Origin of the sequence: Pedobacter flavus (assembly GCF_036324285.1) — a bacterium.
GTDB classification, from domain to species: domain Bacteria; phylum Bacteroidota; class Bacteroidia; order Sphingobacteriales; family Sphingobacteriaceae; genus Pedobacter; species Pedobacter flavus.
In genome coordinates this window covers 655,459-675,791 of the sequence record NZ_JAZDQU010000002.1, presented here as the reverse complement: position 1 = coordinate 675,791, position 20,333 = coordinate 655,459, and the positions used below count along the sequence as shown (strand labels likewise).

Below are 20,333 nucleotides of genomic sequence, written 5' to 3'. Positions count from 1 at the left end.
ATTAAGATTTAATTTCCCAGTTCCGACATAAATTTAATTCGCATTAATTGAATCTCTTCACGAGAATAATCTTCTTCTCCTAAATCTTTCAATGCACTGTCTATTGAATCATTTTCAGCAGATCTGAAATAGTCAAATATCTCTTCTTGTCTATCTTCATCCAAAATTTCATCAACAAAATAATTGAGATTTAATTTGGTTCCAGAATTTACAATTGCTTCAACTTCTTTCAAAATCTCGTGGTAAGTAATGCCCTTTGATTTAGCAATATCCTCTAATCCAATTTTACGGTCTATATTTTGAATTATAGACACCTTTAAAGCAGATTTATTGGCTTGAGATTTAATGACAAAATCAACTGGTCTTTCTATTTCATTTTCCTCAACGTAATTCTTTATTAATTCAATGAAGTCTTTACCAAATTTTGTCGCTTTACCATGTCCCACACCCGAAATTTGTTTCATTTCTTCTAGCGTAACAGGGTAATTGGTACACATTTCTTCTAAAGAAGGATCTTGAAAAACCACAAAAGGCGGAACATTCTTTTGTTTAGCAATTTTCTTCCTCAGATCTTTTAACAAGCCCATTAAAACTTGATCTAAGGCAGCTGTTCCTTGTTTATTATCTTCTTCGTCGTCTTCCTTTCCTGAAGGTAATTCTTCACTTAGAATAAATTTCAAAGGATATGGATTATCAATATAGGTATTCCCTTTATCAGAAACACTCAATAAACCATAATTATCAATATCTTTTGTGACAAAATTTTCTAGTACGGCTTGTCTAATTACAGATTTCCAAAGAATTTCTCCTTCTTCCTTTCCAGAATTATATTCTTCTAATTTAAAATGCTCATAAGCAATAGTTTGAGCTGATTCCCTACCCAATAATATATCTAACAAATGAGCATCATCAAACTTATTACCTATTTTATTAATAAGTTTTAAGATTTTAATAAGCGGAATTTCGGCCTCAAATTGCGATTTAGGATGTTTGCAATTATCGCACATTTTATTGCATTTTTTCTCATCAAAATTCTCTCCAAAGTAATGCAAGATTTGCTTTCTTCTACACACGCCAGATTCTGCATAATCTATCACTTCTTTAAGAATTTGAGTACCGATTTCTCTTTCTGCAACTGGCTTATCCTTCATAAACTTTGCAAGCTTATCTATGTCCTTTTGGGCATAAAACGCTATACAAACGCCTTCACCCCCATCTCTTCCAGCTCTACCCGTTTCCTGATAATACCCTTCCATACTTTTTGGAATATCATGATGGATTACAAAACGTACATCTGGCTTATCGATCCCCATTCCGAAAGCTATTGTTGCAACAATTACATCAACATCTTCCATCAAAAACTTGTCTTGAGTTTCTGCTCTAACTTTGGGTTCTAATCCAGCGTGATAAGGTAAAGCCTTAATTCCATTTAAATTTAAGCTTTCTGCAACCTCTTCAACCTTTTTCCTGCTTAAACAATAAACAATTCCAGATTTACCGGATTGTTGCTTCACAAATTTTATTATTTCTTTTAGAACATCCCTTTTAGGACGTATTTCATAAAATAAATTGGTTCTATTAAATGACGACTTAAATAAAGTAGCATCCGTCATTTGCAAGTTTTTGATAATATCTTGTTGAACTTTTGGCGTTGCAGTAGCTGTTAAAGCTATAATTGGAATGTTAGGCCCTAAATTAGATATAACTTGACGAATTTTCCTGTATTCAGGTCTAAAATCGTGACCCCATTCAGAAATACAATGTGCTTCATCTACAGCAACAAATGAAATAGTTAGCAAATTTAAAAACTCAATCGTTTCTTGTTTTGCCAACGATTCTGGTGCCACATATAATAGTTTGGTTTTACCATTCAGTAAATCAGACTTAACAATATTGGTTTCAGTTTTATTAAGCGATGAATTTAAAAAATGTGCGACATTATCATTTCCAGCAAAAGCCCTAATCTGATCAACCTGATTCTTCATTAAAGCTATTAAGGGCGATATAACTATTGCCGTGCCTTCCGACATAATTGCCGGTAATTGATAACAAATGGATTTTCCTCCCCCGGTAGGCATAATCACAAATGTGTTTTTTCTATTTAATATATTTTGGATAATCGACTCTTGTTCACCTTTAAAAGTGTCGAATCCAAAAAAATTTTGCAGGCTATCAAACAGCGCCTTTTTTCCCTCCATTGTACCTATAAAAATTTGTGTGCTAATTTTGAATCAAAATAACATAATTTTGCATAAATTAATGCATTAAGTTACTAAAAAAAATTCTCTTTGGAAAGTAAAAAAACTATTATACAAAATGCTAAGTCGACTTTAGAGTTAGAATCACAAAGCATAATGAACTTAATCGAGTACATAAATGACGATTTTGTTCGTGCAACAGAGTTAATTTTAAAAAGCAAAGGACGTGTTATTGTTACCGGAATAGGTAAAAGCGCAATTATTGCACAAAAAATAGTCGCTACCTTTAATTCAACCGGTACACCATCTAGCTTTATGCATGCCGCAGATGCCATCCATGGCGATTTAGGGATGATTCAATCTGAAGATATAGTAATTTGTATATCAAAAAGTGGAAATACACCAGAAATTAAAGTTTTAGCACCGCTTTTAAAAAGGTCTGGAAATATCCTTATCGGAATGGTTGGTAATTTAAATTCAGATTTAGCACAATTTGCAGACATCATTCTTAATACAACCATAGAGAAAGAGGCTTGTCCGAATAACTTAGCACCTACAACCAGCACCACAGCTCAAATTGCTATGGGCGATGCGCTTGCAATTGCTTTATTAAATGAAAGAAATTTTAAATCTGAGGATTTCGCAAAATACCATCCAGGTGGTTCTTTAGGTAAAAAACTATACCTAAAAGCCGGTGATGTAAGTATTAAAAATGAAAAACCTTCTATAAATAAAGATGCTACTGTAGAACAAGTTATAATAGAAATTAGCAAAAATAGATTAGGTGCTGTAGTTGTATTAGAAGAAAATCATATTTTAGGGGTAATTACTGATGGCGATATTAGACGAATGCTTGAAAAAGGCAGTGATTATAAATTATTAACCGCTAAAGACTTAATGAGTATTAACCCAAAAAGTGTTGATAAAGAAGAATTAGCAGTTGTAGCTTTAGATATTATTCGTAAAAACAATATAAGCCAATTATTAGTTACAAAAGATGGAGAGTATTTTGGAATGTTACATTTACACGATCTTCTTCAAGAAGGAATAATTTAAGATAATGGATAAAAATAAATATGCCTTAATAATGGCAGGTGGTGTTGGGAGTAGATTTTGGCCAGTAAGTAGAACAGAATTTCCTAAACAATTTATTGATTTTTTTGGAGTTGGAAAAACACTAATCCAGAGTACTTACGAACGATTTTTGAAAATTTGTCCGCCTGAAAATATATTTATTATTACCAATGAGATTTATTCCGATCTTATAAAGGAACAACTTCCAGATTTAAATAATTTCCAAATTTTGGAAGAGCCAATTATGAGGAATACAGCTCCGTGTGTGGCTTATGGCTGCATGAAAATTGCTCAAATTAATCCAGATGCTGTTATTGTTGTAGCACCTTCCGACCATACAATTGGCAATCAAGATGCTTTTATTAATGCTATTGAACAAACATTAAATGCTGCATCCGAAAATGATGTATTAATTACTTTGGGTATTAAGCCTAGCAGACCGGATACAGGTTATGGCTATATTCAATATACCAATAAAACACTTTCTGATAAAGCTATCCATAAAGTTAAGTTGTTTACAGAAAAACCTAATTTAGAAATCGCCAAAACTTTTATCCAGAGTGGTGATTTTTTATGGAATGCGGGCATTTTTATCTGGTCAGCAAAATCAATAATTAAAGCATTTGAGCAGTTTATTCCAGATATGTTTGAAATATTTGATCAAGGAAAAGCATTTTTAAATACAGCAAATGAAAAATTGTTCATAAATAACGCTTACCAACAATGTACTAATATCTCAATAGATATTGCCATAATGGAAAAAGCAGAAAATGTTTATGTTCTTCCTTCTGAGTTTGGCTGGTCTGATTTAGGTACCTGGGCATCTATTTACGACATGGCAGAAAAAGATTATGTAGGAAATGCTGTTATGCCTAACGATCATGTCATCATGTATAATTCATCTAATTGTATGGTTAATGTGCCAAAGAATAAATTAGTGATTATTAATGGGTTAAATGATTTTATCGTCGTAGAAAATAATAACACATTATTAATTTGTCCACGCGATAGCGAACAAATGGTTAAAGAAATTGTAGCCGATGTTAAATCTAATTTTGGTCCGGAATATATTTAATTTACTTTATTTAGAAGCAGTTCTTACTCTTACTGCTTCATAAAGTATAATTCCGGCAGAAACAGATACATTTAGCGAGCTTATTTCGCCCATCATTGGGATTTTTGCTAAATGATCGGCAATTCTTATTAAATCTTTACTAATTCCTTCGTCCTCAGCTCCCATAATTATAGCAGTAGGCAAAGTATAATCCGGATTATAGATTAAATCATCTGTCTTTTCTGTACAAGCCACTAATTGTAAACCACTTTCTTGCAGATACTGAGCTACTTTATGAAGACTATTATGTCTACAAACAGGAATACTAAATAGTGCACCAGCAGAGGTTTTAATTGCATCAGCATTAATTTGAGCAGAATTTTTTGATGGAACTATAATGGCATGTACACCTGCACAAGCAGCAGTACGTGCAATTGCCCCCATATTTCTTACATCAGTAATACTATCTAATATTAAAATTAATGGCGTTTCTCCACGCTCATATATTATTGGAATAATATCTTCTATTTTTTGAAACGAAATGGGAGAAACAACAGCTACTACACCTTGATGGTTTTTTGTAGTCATCCTATTTAATTTCTCTACCGGAACCATGTTTACTGGAATATCTGAACCAGATAAAACAGATTTTAATTCTAGTAAAAGCTGACCGTTTAAGTTTCTTTGAATAAATATGGTTTCTATATCTTGTCCAGCCTTAATTGCTTCTATAACGGCTCTAATTCCAAAAACAAAGGCATTTGATTCACGAACTTTTTGGGGTCTTCTTTTAAATTCCATATTTATATAAAAATCAAAAATACCTAAAATTTTATAGTCTTCCTTACATATTTAAGATTCTAATAAGAATAGAATATTATTTAACTGATTATTAACATTTTCTTGTTAATAAAAACTATTATATTGTTAAAACCACAACTGTTCTTAATATTTAGACGTTTAATTTTGTTCATAAACAAATTACCTTTCACCTAGTTTTATATATACTTTTGTAATATGAATATCGATAACGAACAGACAGGACAAGGAAAATTTTCACCGGGAATTGGGAGAAAGAGTAGAATAAATACCAACATTGCACAGGTTGGTAAATTACCACCACAAGCTACCGATCTTGAAGAGGCTGTATTAGGCGCGCTAATGCTAGAAAAAGACGCTTTATCTACTGTTATTGACATATTAAAACCTGAATCATTTTACCAGGAATCGCATAAAAAAATATTTGAAGCTATTCATTTATTGTTTCAGAAGTCGAAACCCGTAGATATTTTAACAGTTACTGCAGAATTAAGACAACAAGGTACTTTAGAATTGGTGGGTGGTGCATTTTACATTACCAATTTAACAAATAGAGTAGCTTCTGCAGCAAATATTGAATACCATGCACGTATTATTTCGCAGAAATATATTCAAAGAGAGTTAATTAGAATTTCTAGTGAAATTATTCATAATGCGTATGAAGACACTACAGATATATTTGATTTACTAGATCATGCTGAAAAAAATCTATTTGAAATAGCTCAAAATAACCTAAGAAGAGATACTCAAAAAATGGACGAGATTATTAAACAATCTCTAGCCACTTTAGAAGAATTAAGAACAAAAACTGATGGATTAACTGGGGTACCATCTGGGTTTACCGATTTAGACAGAATTACAGGTGGATGGCAAGCATCAGATTTGGTAATTATTGCTGCCCGACCTGCGATGGGTAAAACAGCATTTGTATTGAGTTGTGCAAGGAATGCGGCTGTTGATTTTAAGAAACCAGTTGTTGTATTTTCATTAGAGATGTCGTCTGTTCAGTTGGTTAATCGTTTAATTTCTGGAGAAACTGAAATTGAACAAGAGAAAATCAGAAAAGGAAGCTTGGCAGAATGGGAATGGCAAAAATTGCACAGTAAAATTGGAACTTTAACTGAAGCACCTTTATTAATTGATGACACCCCTGCTTTAAATATTTTTGAATTTAGAGCAAAATGTAGACGACTAAAATCTCAGTATGATATCCAAATGATCATCATCGATTACCTTCAGCTTATGCACGGTAAAGGTGAAGGCGGAGGTGGTAACAGAGAGCAAGAGATAGGTAGTATTTCTAGAGCTTTAAAATCTGTTGCGAAAGAATTAAATATTCCTGTACTGGCACTATCACAATTAAGTCGTGCCGTGGAAAGTAGACCTGGACCAAACGGAAGAAGACCATTATTATCCGATTTAAGAGAGTCTGGCTCTATTGAGCAGGATGCTGATATGGTTTTATTCCTTTACAGACCAGAATATTATGGTATTTCTGAAGATGAAAGTGGCAGACCAACAGCAGGTGTTGGTGAAGTAATTATTGCTAAACACAGAAATGGTGAAACTGGAATTGTACCATTAAGATTTATTGGAAAGTATGTAAAATTTGCAGATTTAGAAGAAAGCTTTTTAGCTCCAAATACATTTTCTTCGGATAATCCATCTGCAGGTATGATGCCTTCATCTAATTTTGGGCAAAGTAATTCTATTACCATTAAACCAGAAAAAGGATGGGATGACAGTTACGATGATGATGCTCCTCCATTCTAAAATTTATCAGAAAAAATAACCCAATAATGCGCCGATAATAATAATTATTGGCGCATTTACTTTTGTATAATTTAACAGTAAGAAGGTTATAAATACAATTCCGATATTAATCAAATTAAACCCTATCGGATAAAACAACAAAAAGAACGCTGCTATAATAAAGCCAACACTTACCGCATTTATTCCCGATAATGAATTTTTAATTCGGGTAATTTTCTTCAAATCATTCCAAAAAGGAACAATAAATAAAACCAATATTAACCCGGGTAAATTTATCCCAATAACGCCAATTAATCCACCAAAAACCTGTCCAATTGTATCATAACCAAATTTCTTCATGCTTAAAGCACCTAAGAAGCTTGTAAATGAAAATGTTGGTCCCGGAATGGCTTGTTGTAATGCATAACCAGAAATAAATTCAGAAGACAATAAATAATTTTTCATCTGAACAAATTCGGTAAACATCAACGGCACTAAAACTTGTCCACCCCCAAAAACAAGAATACCATTCCTGTAAAAATTCTCGAATAATCTAATAGGTAAGCTAAATGGAGAGGTGGTATTAATTACAGCACCCAATCCGGCAAGAATTACTAATACCCCGATAAAATAAAATAGTTTATTAGGATTTATATTTGCAAATAAATTAAACCTGATGGTTCTTTCTTCAATTGGAATTTCTAGGGTAGAACTTATAATTCCTCCCAACAATAAGGCAAGAGGGAAAATATAAGCATTTTGTAAAACCAAAGTTCCAATTACAGTAGCTATACATAAAAACACTTTTACATTAGAATTTAAGACTTTACTTGCAAATTGAAATCCACCATAAGCAACAATTCCTAATGCAATGGGCTGAATATATTTGGTGATAGATGAAAAATTACTTTTTTCATCGAACATAGTGATACTGATAGCAGCAAAAGTCATGATTATTGCCGATGGAAGAACCCAAATAAAAAAAGTAATAATGGCCAGCTTCAACCCTCCTACCTTATACCCTATTCCTACTAAAGTTTGTGTAGAAGCCGGACCGGGCAATAATTGTGAAAGTGCATTTAATTCAAGTAAATCTTCTTCAGATATAAATTTTGAATTTTTAACAAAGTATTTTAATAATAAACCAAGATGAGCTTGTGCACCACCAAAAGAGGTCAATGTAAATAATAATACATTTTTTAAGAATAAAATTCTTTTACCTTTCATCTTGATTTTTTAATCCGCTTAAGTTAACTAATCGTCTTCATAATCCAAACCAGCAGCTTGGTTATAGGCAGATTGTAATTCATTAAATGCATGATTATCTCTTATTTCTCTTGCGACCTTCATCCCATTTTGAAGTACTGCAATTCCCTTTTCATCTTTATTTAATTTAAGGTATAACTTGCCTAAATGATAATAAGTTCCAACATAATTTGGATGGTTTTGAACCAAATCTTCGTAATACTTAAGCGCTAAATCTACATCTCCTAGATTATTATATTCGGTTGCCAAGGCATAAAGTAAAAATGGATCGTTTCCATCTTCTTGTAAAAAGTTCAATAACTTTTGAATTCGTGTATTTTCCATTTTAAATACTTGCATTTTTGATTAGATTTGCAAATAGAGAGTATAATTCTCATCGGCATAGCCAATAATTAATAATTGTGAAAGATAAATAATTTATAAAAACATGAAAATATTAGTCTGCATAAGCCATGTGCCTGACACAACCACAAAAATAAGTTTTACGAACAACAATACCGAGTTTAATTCAGCAGGAGTTCAATTTATAATTAATCCTTATGACGAAATAGCTTTAGCAAGAGCTATTGAATTATGTGAAGGTGGAAAAGGAACAGTAACTGTAATTAATGTTGGTGATGGAACTACAGAACCAACTTTAAGAAAAGCTTTAGCTATTGGTGCAGATAATGCAGTAAGAGTAAATGCTGATCCAAAAGATGCATTTTTTGTAGCATCTCAAATTGCGAATTACGCAAAGGATAAAGATTTTGATATGATTTTATGCGGAAGAGAATCTATTGATTACAATGGTGCTCAGGTTGCTTCAATGGTAGGCGAATTATTAAATCTTCCATCAATTTCTATCATTAAAAAATTAGATTTCGCAGATAATAACGCTACAATTGAGCGCGAAATTGAAGGTGGAAAAGAAGTATTAACTGTTCAATCAAAATTTGTTGCAAGTTGTGCTGAAGGTGTTGCTGAACCTAAAATTCCTAATATGAGAGGTATTATGAGTGCTAGAACAAAACCATTGGAAGTTGTTGAAGCTATCGAGGTTCAAACCAAATCTACTATTACTGGTTTTGAAACGCCATCTCCACGTGGCAATGTGAAATTAATTTCACCTGAAGAAACATCAAATTTGGTTAATTTATTACACACTGAAGCAAAGGTTATTTAATCCTTTTATTTATTACAAAAGAAATTATGTCAATTTTAGTATACGTAGAACAAGCAGAGGGAAAATTTAAAAAATCTGTATTTGAAGCTGTTTCATATTCAAAAGCTATCGCAGATTTGAATAATACTACAGTTACCGCTATCTCAATAGGAAATGTTGAAAATAGTGAATTAGAAAAATTAGGAAACTATGGTGCATCTAAAGTTTTAAATGTATCAAATGATTCTTTAAAGAATTTTATCAATCAAGCTTATGCTTCAGTTATTTCGGAAGCTGCTGCTAAGGAACAAGCCAATATAGTTGTGCTTTCTAACTCTTTCTCAGGAAAAGGTTTAGCACCTAGAATTGCGGTAAAATTAAATGCTGGATTAATTGATGGTGCTATTGAGCTTCCTAATCTTTCAAATGGATTTGAGGTTAAGAAAACAGCATTTTCTGGTAAAGCATTTGCAACAGTTAACATCACTTCAGAAAATAAAGTTATAGCTTTAAATCCAAATGCATTTGGTGTTAAAGAAAATAACGTTGCGGTAAGTATCGAAAATTTTGAACCAACTATTAAAAATGAAGACTTAAGTACAATAATTAAAGAAGTTGTACGTGCTTCAAATAAAGTATCATTACCTGATGCAGAATTAGTTGTATCAGCAGGTAGAGGATTAAAAGGTCCAGAAAACTGGGGAATGATTGAAGAGTTGGCTGATTTATTAGGTGCAGCTACTGCATGTTCTAAACCTGTTTCAGATGCAGATTGGAGACCACATTCAGAACACGTTGGTCAAACCGGAATTGCTATTAGCCCTAATTTATATATCGCAATTGGTATCTCTGGAGCTATTCAGCACCTTGCTGGTGTAAGTTCATCAAAAGTGATTGTTGTAATCAACAAAGATCCTGAAGCACCTTTCTTTAAAGTAGCTGATTATGGAATCGTTGGAGATGCATTTGATGTAGTTCCTAAACTAATTGAGGCTATAAAAGCATTTAAAGGTTAATCCCTTAGTCGTAAAAATAATGGGTAAACGATAAATGAAAAAGGTTAAATTAGATATCGTTGGTTTATCGTTCAGTCAGACTCAATCTGGTGCTTATGCCCTAGTTTTGGGTGAGGTAAATGGACGAAGAAGATTGCCCATAATTATTGGAGCATTTGAAGCACAAGCTATCGCCATTGAAATTGAAAAAATGGTACCTAGCCGACCGCTCACACATGATTTATTTAAATCATTTGCCGATCATTATAAAATCAGGATTGAAGAAATCCTGATTTATAATTTGGTAGATGGTGTGTTTTTCGCAAAAATTATTTGCACCGACGGCAATGACACACACGAAATTGATGCTCGTACATCAGACGCTATTGCAATTGCTGTTAGATTTAACGCTACAATATATACCTATGAGTTTATTCTAAGCTCTGCAGGTATAGAAATGGAAGGAAATGACCTTTTGTTTATCGATAGTTTCGAAAATACAACTATCGATAATCCACCAGAGGATTTTACCAATCCCCCTCCTAATCAAAAATTTCAATTACAAAGTACAGAAGAATTAGAAGCTGAGCTTTCTAAAGCTATTGCAGACGAGGCATATGAACTTGCTGCCAAGCTAAGAGATGAAATTTCTAAAAGAAAAAAAGAAAAATAAATCCATTTTCATTTTAAATAATTTATTTTTTTAAAAATTTTATAATTAATATTAAAAACTATATCAAACATTATAATTAAAGCATTATGAGTACAAAAATGCGATTGATCCTAATGAGTTTCTTGCAACTCTTTATTTGGGGATCATGGCTAATTACCATTGGAGTTTATTGGTTCCAAAATAAACAATGGTCAGGAGCAGAATTTGGAGTTATTTTTTCTACCATGGGAATTTCTTCACTCATAATGCCCGCTCTAACAGGAATTATAGCAGATAGGTGGATAAATGCAGAAAAACTTTACGGAATACTTCATATTTTGGGCGCAATGGTACTTATTTATATTCCTCAAGTAGATAACCCATCTTCATTTTTCTGGGCCATATTGCTTTGTATGATATTCTATATGCCAACTATCGCATTATCAAATACAATTGCCTATACTATTTTAAAGAATAAAGGAAATGATGTAATAAAAGATTTCCCTCCTATAAGGGTTTGGGGTACAATAGGTTTTATTGCTGCAATGTGGATTACAGATTTAACTGGTAATAAAGATAGTGCTAATCAATTTTATATTGCTGCAGTGGCCGCTATTGCGTTGGGTTTATATGCCTTTACCCTTCCTAATTGCCCACCATTAGCAAATAAAACTTCTAAAAAATCATTTGTAGAAGCTTTAGGATTAAATGCATTTTCGCTATTTAAAAATCCACAAATCGCTATATTTTTTATATTCTCTATGTTCCTTGGCGCTGCGTTACAATTAACCAATGCTTATGGCGATACTTTCCTTAATGATTTTAAACTAAGTGATATTTATAGTGAATCTATAGTTGTAAAATATTCTACCATTATTCTATCCATCTCTCAAATTTCTGAAACCTTATTTATTCTTACCATCCCTTTCTTCTTAAAAAGATTTGGTATTAAACAAGTAATGATTTTTAGTATGATTGCTTGGGTATTAAGATTCGGACTTTTTGCATTCGGTGATCCAGGTTCAGGATTAATGCTAATTATTATTTCTTGTGTGGTTTATGGTATGGCGTTCGATTTCTTCAATATTTCTGGATCTTTATTTATTGAAAACGTAACGGATACTAAAATTAGAGCTAGTGCCCAAGGTTTATTTATGATGATGGTAAACGGTATTGGCGCTGTTTTAGGTAGTACATTAAGCGGTTACATCATCCAAAAATACTATACTATACAATATTTTGAAGTAGATAAATTACTTGCCGATTTAAATACATCACTTGATAATCTTGCCATTCAGGATTTGTTAAGAGGTAAAACAATTACTAATGGAATTTTAGATTCTGCAGTCGAAATTAAAGATTGGCACTCAATATGGTTGGCATTCGCTGCTTATGCATTAGTATTAGCTGTTATTTTCCCATTAATCTTTAAATACAAACACAATAAGAAAGAAATGGATAACATTAAAGCTATAAAACATTAATACAAATGTCGTTCGTAAAGCATAGAAAGGAAAAAAATTGCCTGAACTGTGGCTATACAGTGGATGAAAACTTTTGCTCTAAATGCGGCCAAGAAAATTTAGAATTAAAGGAAGATGCTTTGCACATGATGATTCATGCTATAGGCGATTACTTTCACTTTGATAATAAGTTTAATAACACCATGAAACCCTTGCTGTTTAAGCCAGGCGTGTTAACTAAACAATATGTTGAAGGTAAAAGAGCGACTTTCCTCCATCCTATAAAACTGTATATCTTTATAAGTATCTTATTCTTCTTATTTATATTTTCTACAGATAGCAAGGTTGATGCAAGTGCTGAAGGCTTTAAAACTGAGGAATTAAAAGATTCTTTATTAAAAGATACAAAAGTGAATTTAGATGCTTCAAATGACATCATTAAAGAAATTAAAATTCAAAACCCACAACCCTCTGATATAACGTATGAAGATTATTTAAAAAGAGTTCAACGTTTACCTGAAAAAGATCAACCAAATTTTCTTGAGAAATCTATAGCAAAAGCTAAGATTAAGTACAAAAATGAAAGTATAGAGAAAACATTTACAAACACATTTGTAAAGAATACTCCAAAAATGATGTTTGTACTGTTGCCACTTTTTGCGGCAATTTTATATGCCTTTCATCGATCTAAAGAAAGGTATTATTTTGAAGATTTAATCTACTCCTTCCATATTCATTCCTTAATATTCCTTACTCTTTTAATTGCTAAACTATTAAATTTCACATTGGGTTTCCTTTTCGATCCATCCACCATACTATTTTTAATTATTTGGGCTTATTTTACTTGGTATATTTATAGATCAATGCGAGTTTTTTACGGTCAAAGTAGAAAGGTAACCTTATTAAAAATGTTTTTATTATCGATTATATATTTTACGCTTTTAGCATTTTGTATGACCGTACTCTCATTAATAACCTTATGGTATTTCTAATTAATTTAACAGCATAAAAAAAGCTCCTTGAAAATATTTTCAAGGAGCTTTTTTATTATTTGAGGTTAATATTTCTATCTACCATTAACATCAACATATTTTCTATTGGTATGACCAGTGTAAATTTGTCTTGGTCTACCGATAGGCTCTTTGTTTTCGTGCATTTCTTTCCATTGAGCAATCCATCCTGGTAATCTTCCTAATGCAAATAAAACAGTAAACATATCTGTTGGGAAACCTAAAGCACGATAAATAATACCCGAGTAAAAGTCTACATTTGGATATAATTTACGCTCGATGAAGTATGGATCGCTTAAAGCAGCTTCTTCCAAACGTTTAGCAATAGATAAAATTGGGTCATTAATTCCTAATTTTTCTAAAACATCATCACAAGCTTTTTTAATGATTTTAGCTCTTGGATCGAAGTTTTTATAAACTCTATGTCCAAAGCCCATCATTCTAAATGGATCATTTTTATCTTTCGCTTTGTTTATCCATTTTTCAGTATCGCCACCATCAGCTTTAATTAATTCAAGCATTTCTATTACAGCTTGATTTGCACCCCCATGTAAAGGACCCCATAAAGCAGAAATACCAGCAGAAATAGAAGCAAATAAATTACAATCTGAAGAACCTACCATTCTAACAGTAGATGCTGAACAATTTTGTTCGTGATCTGCATGAAGAATTAATAAAGTATTCATTGCACTTACCACAACTGGATCAATTGTTACATCTTCTGTTCTCTGACCAAAAGTCATGTTTAAGAAATTAGTAACATAATCAAAATTATTTCTAGGGTAAATTAGCGGGTGGCCTAAAGATTTCTTGTAAATCCATGATACAATCGTTGGCATTTTAGCCAATAACTTAATCATGGTTAATTCTTGCTCTTCTTTAGTTTGTTCTGCGACTAATGATTCAGGATAAAATGCAGATAGAGAACATACTAATGCAGACAATTGACCCATGGGGTGAGATTTCGATGGATAACCATCAAAAAACTTCTTCATGTCTTCATGAATTAAAGTATGTCTGCTAATTAATGTTTGAAAATTATCTAATTCTGTTTGTGTAGGTAAATTACCATAAATTAAAAGATAACTTACTTCTAAAAATGTAGATTTTTCAGCCAATTCTTCAATAGAGTAACCTCTATATTTCAAAATACCTTCTTCTCCATCTAAAAACGTAATGGCACTTTTTGTAGATCCTGTATTTTTATAACCAAAATCTAAAGTAATATGCCCTGTAAGATCACGCAATTTTGATATATCTATTGCTTTTTCATCTTCAGTGCCTGTAATAACCGGTAATTCTATCTTCTTACCATCTACTATGATCTCTGCAATTTCTGACATTGTATAATATTTATGCTAACGAATTTAACTATCTATTTAAACATAACCACATTATTTAGGTCATGTTTTATCCTATTTATTTTATTTAATTGTTATTTCTTCTACAACTGATCCACATTCTAACATCTCGTCCCCATAATATGGATTTCTAATGTTAGCTTCCGAAGCTAACCAATCACCACCATCCCCATTATTAGCCATTGGACAATGTTGTACAAATATTTTTCCTTCACTTAATTTCGCCTTTTTAAATTGAGCAATAAGTTGATTACTTAAATCAGTAAATACCTTACGCTGGTTCTTAAGATCAGTATCATTCCCAATTTTATTAGCTAATTTCGAAATATCTTTAAATGAAGGTTCTTTCGACAATTGTGACGCTAATTCTAATGCAAATTTACTAGCATTTGATGCATCCGCTAATACCAACGCATCTTTCAAATTAATATAAGAATTATATATTAATTCTTCACTCGGATTTACAAACTTTAAATTAGTTTTTACTTCCACAGTTTTCACAGAATCTGTAACATTTGTTGAATCAACATTATTTGTATTCTGGCAAGAATACAAAAGAACAAGAACAGCTAAAAAACCAATATTTTTTGAAATCAATTTCATCTTATATAATTGTATTTATCAACTTCAAATTTAATTAAAAATTGGCCATTAAATTGTTTTTTTTAACTCATAATTTCATTAAAACTTAAAATTATTACAAAAAAAAGCCTTCCTTTTAAAAGGAAGGCTTGAGTATTAACTAAAATTAACGTTAAAGTTTAAATCCATATGCAATTCTTAATGCAACTTGGTTAGGCGAAGGAATATTATCTATACTTGCACCTTCATATCTTAATGATAAATCTAAACCGTTGCTCCATGCATGACCTACACTTGGCGACCAAAGAAAACTAGTTTTTGAACCTGATTTAGTACCAAATCCTGCACCAAGTTCAGCACCTAAGTAAGTACCCTCGCCCACAAAAAATTTAGCACCTGCCTTTACAGGAATGAAGCCTAAACTACTATTAAGTGAGTTTTTAGCGGAAAAATCTGTATAACCAACAGATATCATACCAGAAACTTCTTTAGAGAAGTCTTTTTGAAGCCTTAAATCGCCCCCAATGGCAAAATCATATGCATCATTAGTAGGAACACCTAAACTTAAACCTATCCCTAATCTCACTGGTTGAGTATCTGAACTTTGAGCAAATGCTGAAACACTTAATGTGAAAATAAATGCAATAACTACAATAAATACATTTGTAATCTTTTTCATAATCAATTATTTAAAAATTATCATTAGTTAATTAATTATTGAATGTAATTCAAATAATATGCCAAAAATGAATATATGATTGATTAAAACGATAAATAAAACCCGAGTAATGGAAAATTAATTAGTTGAATTACAATTACTTAATAAAGTAATTTTCAGCTAATTTTTTTGAGTGATGAAATATAGTTTCCTTGTCTTCAGAAAAATCAATCCATTCTATTTTAATACCATCTTTTTCCATTTTTCTGAAATAAGTTTCCTGTCTTTTAGCATATTGACAAATAGCTATAAATAAGCGATTTACTAATTCCGATTTTGAGATTTCCTGCTTCAAATACATGGCAACAAATTTATATTCTAAGCCATAATAGGCTAAAATATCAAATGAAATATTAGATTTCAATAATTCCTCAACCTCTTCTATCAACCCCTCCTCAATACGATTTTCTAATCTAAGTTTTATCTTTTCTCTTAAAATAGACCTATCCCCTTTTAATCCAATTACTAAAGAATTGTATTTAATATTTTCAGATTCTATCAGGTTATTACTTTTTAAATAATTACAAATCTCTATGGCTCTAATTATTCTTTTATGTGAAGATAAATCCACTTTCATAAAATGATGATCTAGAGAATTAAGTATTACCAATAATTCTTCCTTGGATTTAACTTCCAACTGGGATCTTAAATAATTATCTATTGGGATAGATGTAAACGGATATTCCTGTAAAACATTTTGTATATACAATCCGGTTCCACCGCAAAGAATAGGTAATTTGTTATTTGAAATTATATTCTTGTAAACACCTTGAAAATCTTCTTTAAATAAATGTAAGTTGTATTTTTCTCCAGCATCAACGCAATCAATTAAATGGTATTTAATCTGTTTGCCATTAAAATTATAGGAGTTTAGATCCTTTCCTGTCCCAATATCCATACCTCTATAAACTTGTCTGCTATCGGCACTAATTATTTCTCCATTAAAATAATCAGCTAATCTTACAGCCAATTCTGTTTTTCCAGAAGCAGTTGGACCTAAAATAACCAATAAAGGATTATTAATACTTAATTCCATTTAAAATATACTTTAGATTTCCAGTGTTTTGAATTTGAATATAATCCTCTGCACAGCCAAGAGATTTGTTAATTTTAAGATGGTATTGATTTTCAGTTAGTCTTTCAAAACTGTCTTTGTTAATATAAAATTGCACAGGATCAGTTTTATCTACTAAATTAAACCCTAATTTTTGAAAGCTATGTCCGTTAGACCAATCCCTATCGGCATAAGTCATCAGATCATTAAAGGGAGTTCTCTCTTTATAAAAATTTATTACTTTACTTAATCCACCCGGAATATTTACTTCTGGTAAAGTGCAAAATCTAATTAATTCGGCCGACAAATAGTTCTCTCCTTTAGATTTCATAATCAAATTATTAAAACAAGCAATTAATAAGAGTTGATTTTCGAAGAACAAACCATAAGCATGTTTTGACTTTACATAACCTTGTAGGTGATATTTATCTAAGAAAAGCTTGGCCTCAGTTTTTCCTACCTCCATAACCGTGCATTTTCTTGTATGTATCCTTTTATTTAAATCAACAAAATACTTTATACGATATAAAACCTGTTCGGGTTTATTTATCCAGACATCTTGCCAAAGATTTATAACTAGGAAGTTTTTATTTAAAAAAGATTCTTTTTCTAATTCGAGATCTTTAAAATTCGGAAGATTAAAAATGCTTATTAATCTGATTAAGATTTTATCCTTAATAATTAAAGTAGGAACAGTTAGATTTTTGAGTTCACCAATTACGCCATTCGATTTTAATGCTTTGATAAAATCTTGAATCCAAATTTGTTCTAAACCCAATGTTTAAATTTAAATAATTTATATCCGACAGATAATATTTCTTCCAATTCCATTTTAGATAGTTCTGAGAAAGAATTGACTAAGAAACAATTTTCACCATCAAATTTACCCAATTCTTTTAAATTTTGAACCATATCATTAGGTAATTTATCATTAAACAAACAACAATAAACTTGATTATTTTGAATATAGACCTTACAAAATTGGCGATTTTTTAAATTAGGATTTTCACTAGTACTTAATTTGTATTCATTTTCTGAATTAATTTCAGCGTTAAAGCCCATTGCAGCATAGGGTTGCATACTGGCTCTAATTGTTTGAAAAATTTCTATTGAACTAGTTTCCATAACACCACAAATAAAAAGATTAAAATTTATAAAATAGGCCTTTTACCTATCCCACCAATTTTCATTACTATAACCATTTTCTATTGAAATTGTTTCGCCTAAATAAGGGATAACAATATTCATATCACATTCTTTAGCAGCAACTGTTACACGTTGAGCGGGTTCTGACCATGTATGTGTAGAAAGCGCGAATTTACCCCAATGAACAGGGAATAATATTTTAGCCTTTAAATCCTTTGCAGCACTTACAGTCTGCTCAGGAAACATATGAATATCTGGCCAATAATTATTGTATTGCCCACATTCTAAAAAAACCATTTCGAATGGTCCATATTTATTTCCAGTTTCCTTAAAGTGTAGATCATAACCAGAGTCGCCACCCAAATAAAAATTACCTTTCGGTGTTTTTAATATAAATGCTGACCATAATGATAGATTTCTATGAAATTTACGCCCTGAAAAATGCCTACTAGAATCAGCAATAAATTGAAATCCACCTGGTAACTTATAACTTTCACCCCAGCTTAATTCAATTATCTTATCAGAAGAAATTCCCCAATGTTCTAAATGCTCACCTACTCCTAATGAAGTTATAAAAACAACATTTTTATTCCTTAACCATTTTATAGTATAATAATCTAAATGATCATAATGGTCATGGGTTATTATAATAACATCTAGTGGCGGCAAATTATCTAAATTAAAGAATTTTGAACCAGGAAATGGCTTTGTACCCAAATATTTGAATGGTGAAATTCTATCACCAAATACTGGATCTACTAAAATATTCATTCCTTCTAATTGCAAAAGATATGATGAATGTCCAAACCAAGTAACAGCAGGTAATTCTAAATTGAAATTAGGTGATTTTACAGGTAATTTACTCCTGGGAATTTTATTAGGATGTTTAGTTAATAAAACACGTTTAATTAATTCAAAATATGAGACATTTGATGGTTTAACATCAGTTTTGCTTATATTATTTAATGCGTTATTATTAAAATTGGGCAGTGATTTAATTCTTAATTTCCTATTTCCATCAGGTAATTTTCCAAATGATCTTAAGTTTAAGATATAAATTATGAAAAGAAAGATTATAAAAATAACTGTATACAAAATTGAGTTTTTATAGGTCTAAAATTGCGAAATTAACCATAATCATCATTTCTACTATCTAAATATAGTAACGTGCTAAAATATATTTAAATATTATAAGTATTTAACCTCAATTTATTAAATCCATTAGAATAAAGAAGTTTGAATATGTCTATTCTTAGTTTTATGCGACAAACTTAATTCACTATTAATAGAAAACAATTCAGATTCTTTAAATCGGCTAGCTACATTAATTAGCGTATGACCAGAAAATTGTTCAAATAAACTACCAACCAAATCAGGACAATTATTATTTTCTGATAAATGGCTTAATATTAAATGAGATAGTTGCTCGTTCTTATGGTTATTAAACAATTCTAAAGCCAGTAAATTAGATAAATGACCTTTTCCATCACTTATTCTACTTTTAAGGTAATATGGGTAATTACTATTTTTTAATAATTCTACATCATAATTAGCCTCTAAAAAAGCGGCATTACAAGAACTAAAATGTTTAATTAAATTAGTGCATACTGAACCTAAATCCGTAAAAACACCAATTTTTAAATCAAAAGAAGAAACTGTAAAACTAAATGGATCTATGGCATCATGTATTTTCCGGAAACAGTCGATTTTTAAATTACCAATATTAATTTCCTCACCATCTTGAATAAAATACAATAACCCCTTATCAATATTAAGTCGAGAATTAAAATAGGTAGGTTCACTTATAAATACCTTCGTTTTATACTTCTTTACAAAAACTTCTAATCCTTTAATATGGTCACTATGTTCATGAGAAATGAATATTGCTTCAATAGAATTAGGATCTAGATTTAACCTAGTAAGTCGCGCCCCTATTTCTTTTGCAGAAATTCCAGCGTCAATTAAGACTTTATGATCATCTGTACCAACAAAATAGGAATTCCCGTTACTTCCAGAATTAAGAGAAGCAAATTTTATATGCATTA

Annotated in this window: 20 protein-coding genes; 8 read left to right on the top strand and 12 right to left on the bottom strand. The window is 31.1% G+C overall.

Features of this window, described 5'->3' with window-relative positions; genetic code table 11:
- Nucleotides 1-8: 8 nt before the first annotated feature.
- Nucleotides 9-2,198 (bottom strand): DNA helicase RecQ, encoded by a 2,190-nt coding sequence (gene recQ / locus VRU49_RS09095; RefSeq protein WP_330146465.1) that lies wholly within the window; start codon nucleotides 2,196-2,198, stop codon nucleotides 9-11.
- A gap of 90 nt (nucleotides 2,199-2,288) precedes the next feature.
- On the opposite strand from recQ, the gene VRU49_RS09090 reads away from it, so the two are divergent.
- Together VRU49_RS09090 and VRU49_RS09085 are read left to right on the top strand one after the other, a co-directional pair.
- Nucleotides 2,289-3,254 (top strand): KpsF/GutQ family sugar-phosphate isomerase, encoded by a 966-nt coding sequence (locus VRU49_RS09090; protein WP_330146464.1) that lies wholly within the window; start codon nucleotides 2,289-2,291, stop codon nucleotides 3,252-3,254.
- A 4-nt stretch (nucleotides 3,255-3,258) separates the two neighbouring features.
- Nucleotides 3,259-4,347 carry a mannose-1-phosphate guanylyltransferase gene (locus tag VRU49_RS09085; RefSeq protein ID WP_330146463.1) on the top strand — a complete coding sequence of 363 codons (1,089 nt, stop codon included), beginning with the start codon at nucleotides 3,259-3,261 and terminating at the stop codon, nucleotides 4,345-4,347.
- Between the two features lie 6 nt (nucleotides 4,348-4,353).
- Here VRU49_RS09085 and rlmB read toward each other — a convergent pair whose 3' ends face one another.
- Nucleotides 4,354-5,127: a 23S rRNA (guanosine(2251)-2'-O)-methyltransferase RlmB gene (rlmB, locus tag VRU49_RS09080; protein ID WP_330146462.1), complete on the bottom strand. Its 774-nt coding sequence runs from the start codon at nucleotides 5,125-5,127 to the stop codon at nucleotides 4,354-4,356.
- A gap of 216 nt (nucleotides 5,128-5,343) precedes the next feature.
- On the opposite strand from rlmB, the gene dnaB reads away from it, so the two are divergent.
- Nucleotides 5,344-6,918: a replicative DNA helicase gene (gene dnaB / locus VRU49_RS09075; RefSeq protein WP_330146461.1), complete on the top strand. Its 1,575-nt coding sequence runs from the start codon at nucleotides 5,344-5,346 to the stop codon at nucleotides 6,916-6,918.
- A gap of 6 nt (nucleotides 6,919-6,924) precedes the next feature.
- Here dnaB and chrA read toward each other — a convergent pair whose 3' ends face one another.
- Together chrA and VRU49_RS09065 are read right to left on the bottom strand one after the other, a co-directional pair.
- Nucleotides 6,925-8,124, bottom strand: coding sequence for a chromate efflux transporter (gene chrA / locus VRU49_RS09070; protein ID WP_330146460.1), 1,200 nt, complete (start codon nucleotides 8,122-8,124; stop codon nucleotides 6,925-6,927).
- Nucleotides 8,125-8,151: 27 nt separating this feature from the next.
- Nucleotides 8,152-8,487, bottom strand: a complete 336-nt coding sequence (locus VRU49_RS09065) for a tetratricopeptide repeat protein (protein ID WP_330146459.1) — start codon at nucleotides 8,485-8,487, stop codon at nucleotides 8,152-8,154.
- Nucleotides 8,488-8,590: 103 nt separating this feature from the next.
- On the opposite strand from VRU49_RS09065, the gene VRU49_RS09060 reads away from it, so the two are divergent.
- The 5 genes from VRU49_RS09060 (at nucleotide 8,591) to VRU49_RS09040 (ending at nucleotide 13,409) form a co-directional block, all read left to right on the top strand.
- The gene (locus VRU49_RS09060; RefSeq protein WP_330146458.1) at nucleotides 8,591-9,328 is read left to right on the top strand and encodes an electron transfer flavoprotein subunit beta/FixA family protein; all 738 of its coding nucleotides are present in this window, start codon (nucleotides 8,591-8,593) and stop codon (nucleotides 9,326-9,328) included.
- 26 nt (nucleotides 9,329-9,354) lie between these two features.
- On the top strand, nucleotides 9,355-10,323 hold the full coding sequence (locus VRU49_RS09055; RefSeq protein WP_330146457.1) for an electron transfer flavoprotein subunit alpha/FixB family protein: 969 nt from the start codon (nucleotides 9,355-9,357) through the stop codon (nucleotides 10,321-10,323).
- Nucleotides 10,324-10,357: 34 nt separating this feature from the next.
- A complete protein-coding gene (locus VRU49_RS09050) occupies nucleotides 10,358-10,975 on the top strand; it encodes a bifunctional nuclease family protein (RefSeq protein WP_330146456.1) in 618 nt (205 codons plus the stop codon).
- Nucleotides 10,976-11,061: 86 nt separating this feature from the next.
- The gene (locus VRU49_RS09045; RefSeq protein ID WP_330146455.1) at nucleotides 11,062-12,438 is read left to right on the top strand and encodes a nucleoside permease; all 1,377 of its coding nucleotides are present in this window, start codon (nucleotides 11,062-11,064) and stop codon (nucleotides 12,436-12,438) included.
- Nucleotides 12,439-12,443: 5 nt separating this feature from the next.
- Nucleotides 12,444-13,409, top strand: coding sequence for a DUF3667 domain-containing protein (locus VRU49_RS09040; RefSeq protein ID WP_330146454.1), 966 nt, complete (start codon nucleotides 12,444-12,446; stop codon nucleotides 13,407-13,409).
- Between the two features lie 74 nt (nucleotides 13,410-13,483).
- Here VRU49_RS09040 and VRU49_RS09035 read toward each other — a convergent pair whose 3' ends face one another.
- The 8 genes from VRU49_RS09035 to VRU49_RS09000 all read right to left on the bottom strand — a co-directional run bounded on the left by VRU49_RS09035 (nucleotide 13,484) and on the right by VRU49_RS09000 (nucleotide 20,331).
- Nucleotides 13,484-14,770: a citrate synthase gene (locus VRU49_RS09035; protein WP_330146453.1), complete on the bottom strand. Its 1,287-nt coding sequence runs from the start codon at nucleotides 14,768-14,770 to the stop codon at nucleotides 13,484-13,486.
- Between the two features lie 81 nt (nucleotides 14,771-14,851).
- A complete protein-coding gene (locus VRU49_RS09030) occupies nucleotides 14,852-15,391 on the bottom strand; it encodes a DUF3347 domain-containing protein (protein WP_330146452.1) in 540 nt (179 codons plus the stop codon).
- Between the two features lie 151 nt (nucleotides 15,392-15,542).
- Nucleotides 15,543-16,049, bottom strand: a complete 507-nt coding sequence (locus VRU49_RS09025) for an outer membrane beta-barrel protein (RefSeq protein ID WP_330146451.1) — start codon at nucleotides 16,047-16,049, stop codon at nucleotides 15,543-15,545.
- A 136-nt stretch (nucleotides 16,050-16,185) separates the two neighbouring features.
- Complete coding sequence (gene miaA, locus VRU49_RS09020) at nucleotides 16,186-17,124, bottom strand: tRNA (adenosine(37)-N6)-dimethylallyltransferase MiaA (protein ID WP_330146450.1); 939 nt, start codon at nucleotides 17,122-17,124, stop codon at nucleotides 16,186-16,188.
- On the bottom strand, nucleotides 17,108-17,920 hold the full coding sequence (locus VRU49_RS09015) for a hypothetical protein (protein WP_330146449.1): 813 nt from the start codon (nucleotides 17,918-17,920) through the stop codon (nucleotides 17,108-17,110). The genes miaA and VRU49_RS09015 overlap by 17 nt, the downstream gene beginning before the upstream one ends.
- On the bottom strand, nucleotides 17,911-18,267 hold the full coding sequence (locus tag VRU49_RS09010; protein ID WP_330146448.1) for a hypothetical protein: 357 nt from the start codon (nucleotides 18,265-18,267) through the stop codon (nucleotides 17,911-17,913). The genes VRU49_RS09015 and VRU49_RS09010 overlap by 10 nt, the downstream gene beginning before the upstream one ends.
- Before the next feature lie 42 nt (nucleotides 18,268-18,309).
- Complete coding sequence (locus VRU49_RS09005) at nucleotides 18,310-19,383, bottom strand: MBL fold metallo-hydrolase (protein ID WP_330146447.1); 1,074 nt, start codon at nucleotides 19,381-19,383, stop codon at nucleotides 18,310-18,312.
- 126 nt (nucleotides 19,384-19,509) lie between these two features.
- Entirely contained in the window at nucleotides 19,510-20,331 is an 822-nt protein-coding gene (locus tag VRU49_RS09000; protein WP_330146446.1) for an MBL fold metallo-hydrolase, read from the bottom strand.
- Between the last annotated feature and the right edge of the window lie 2 nt (nucleotides 20,332-20,333).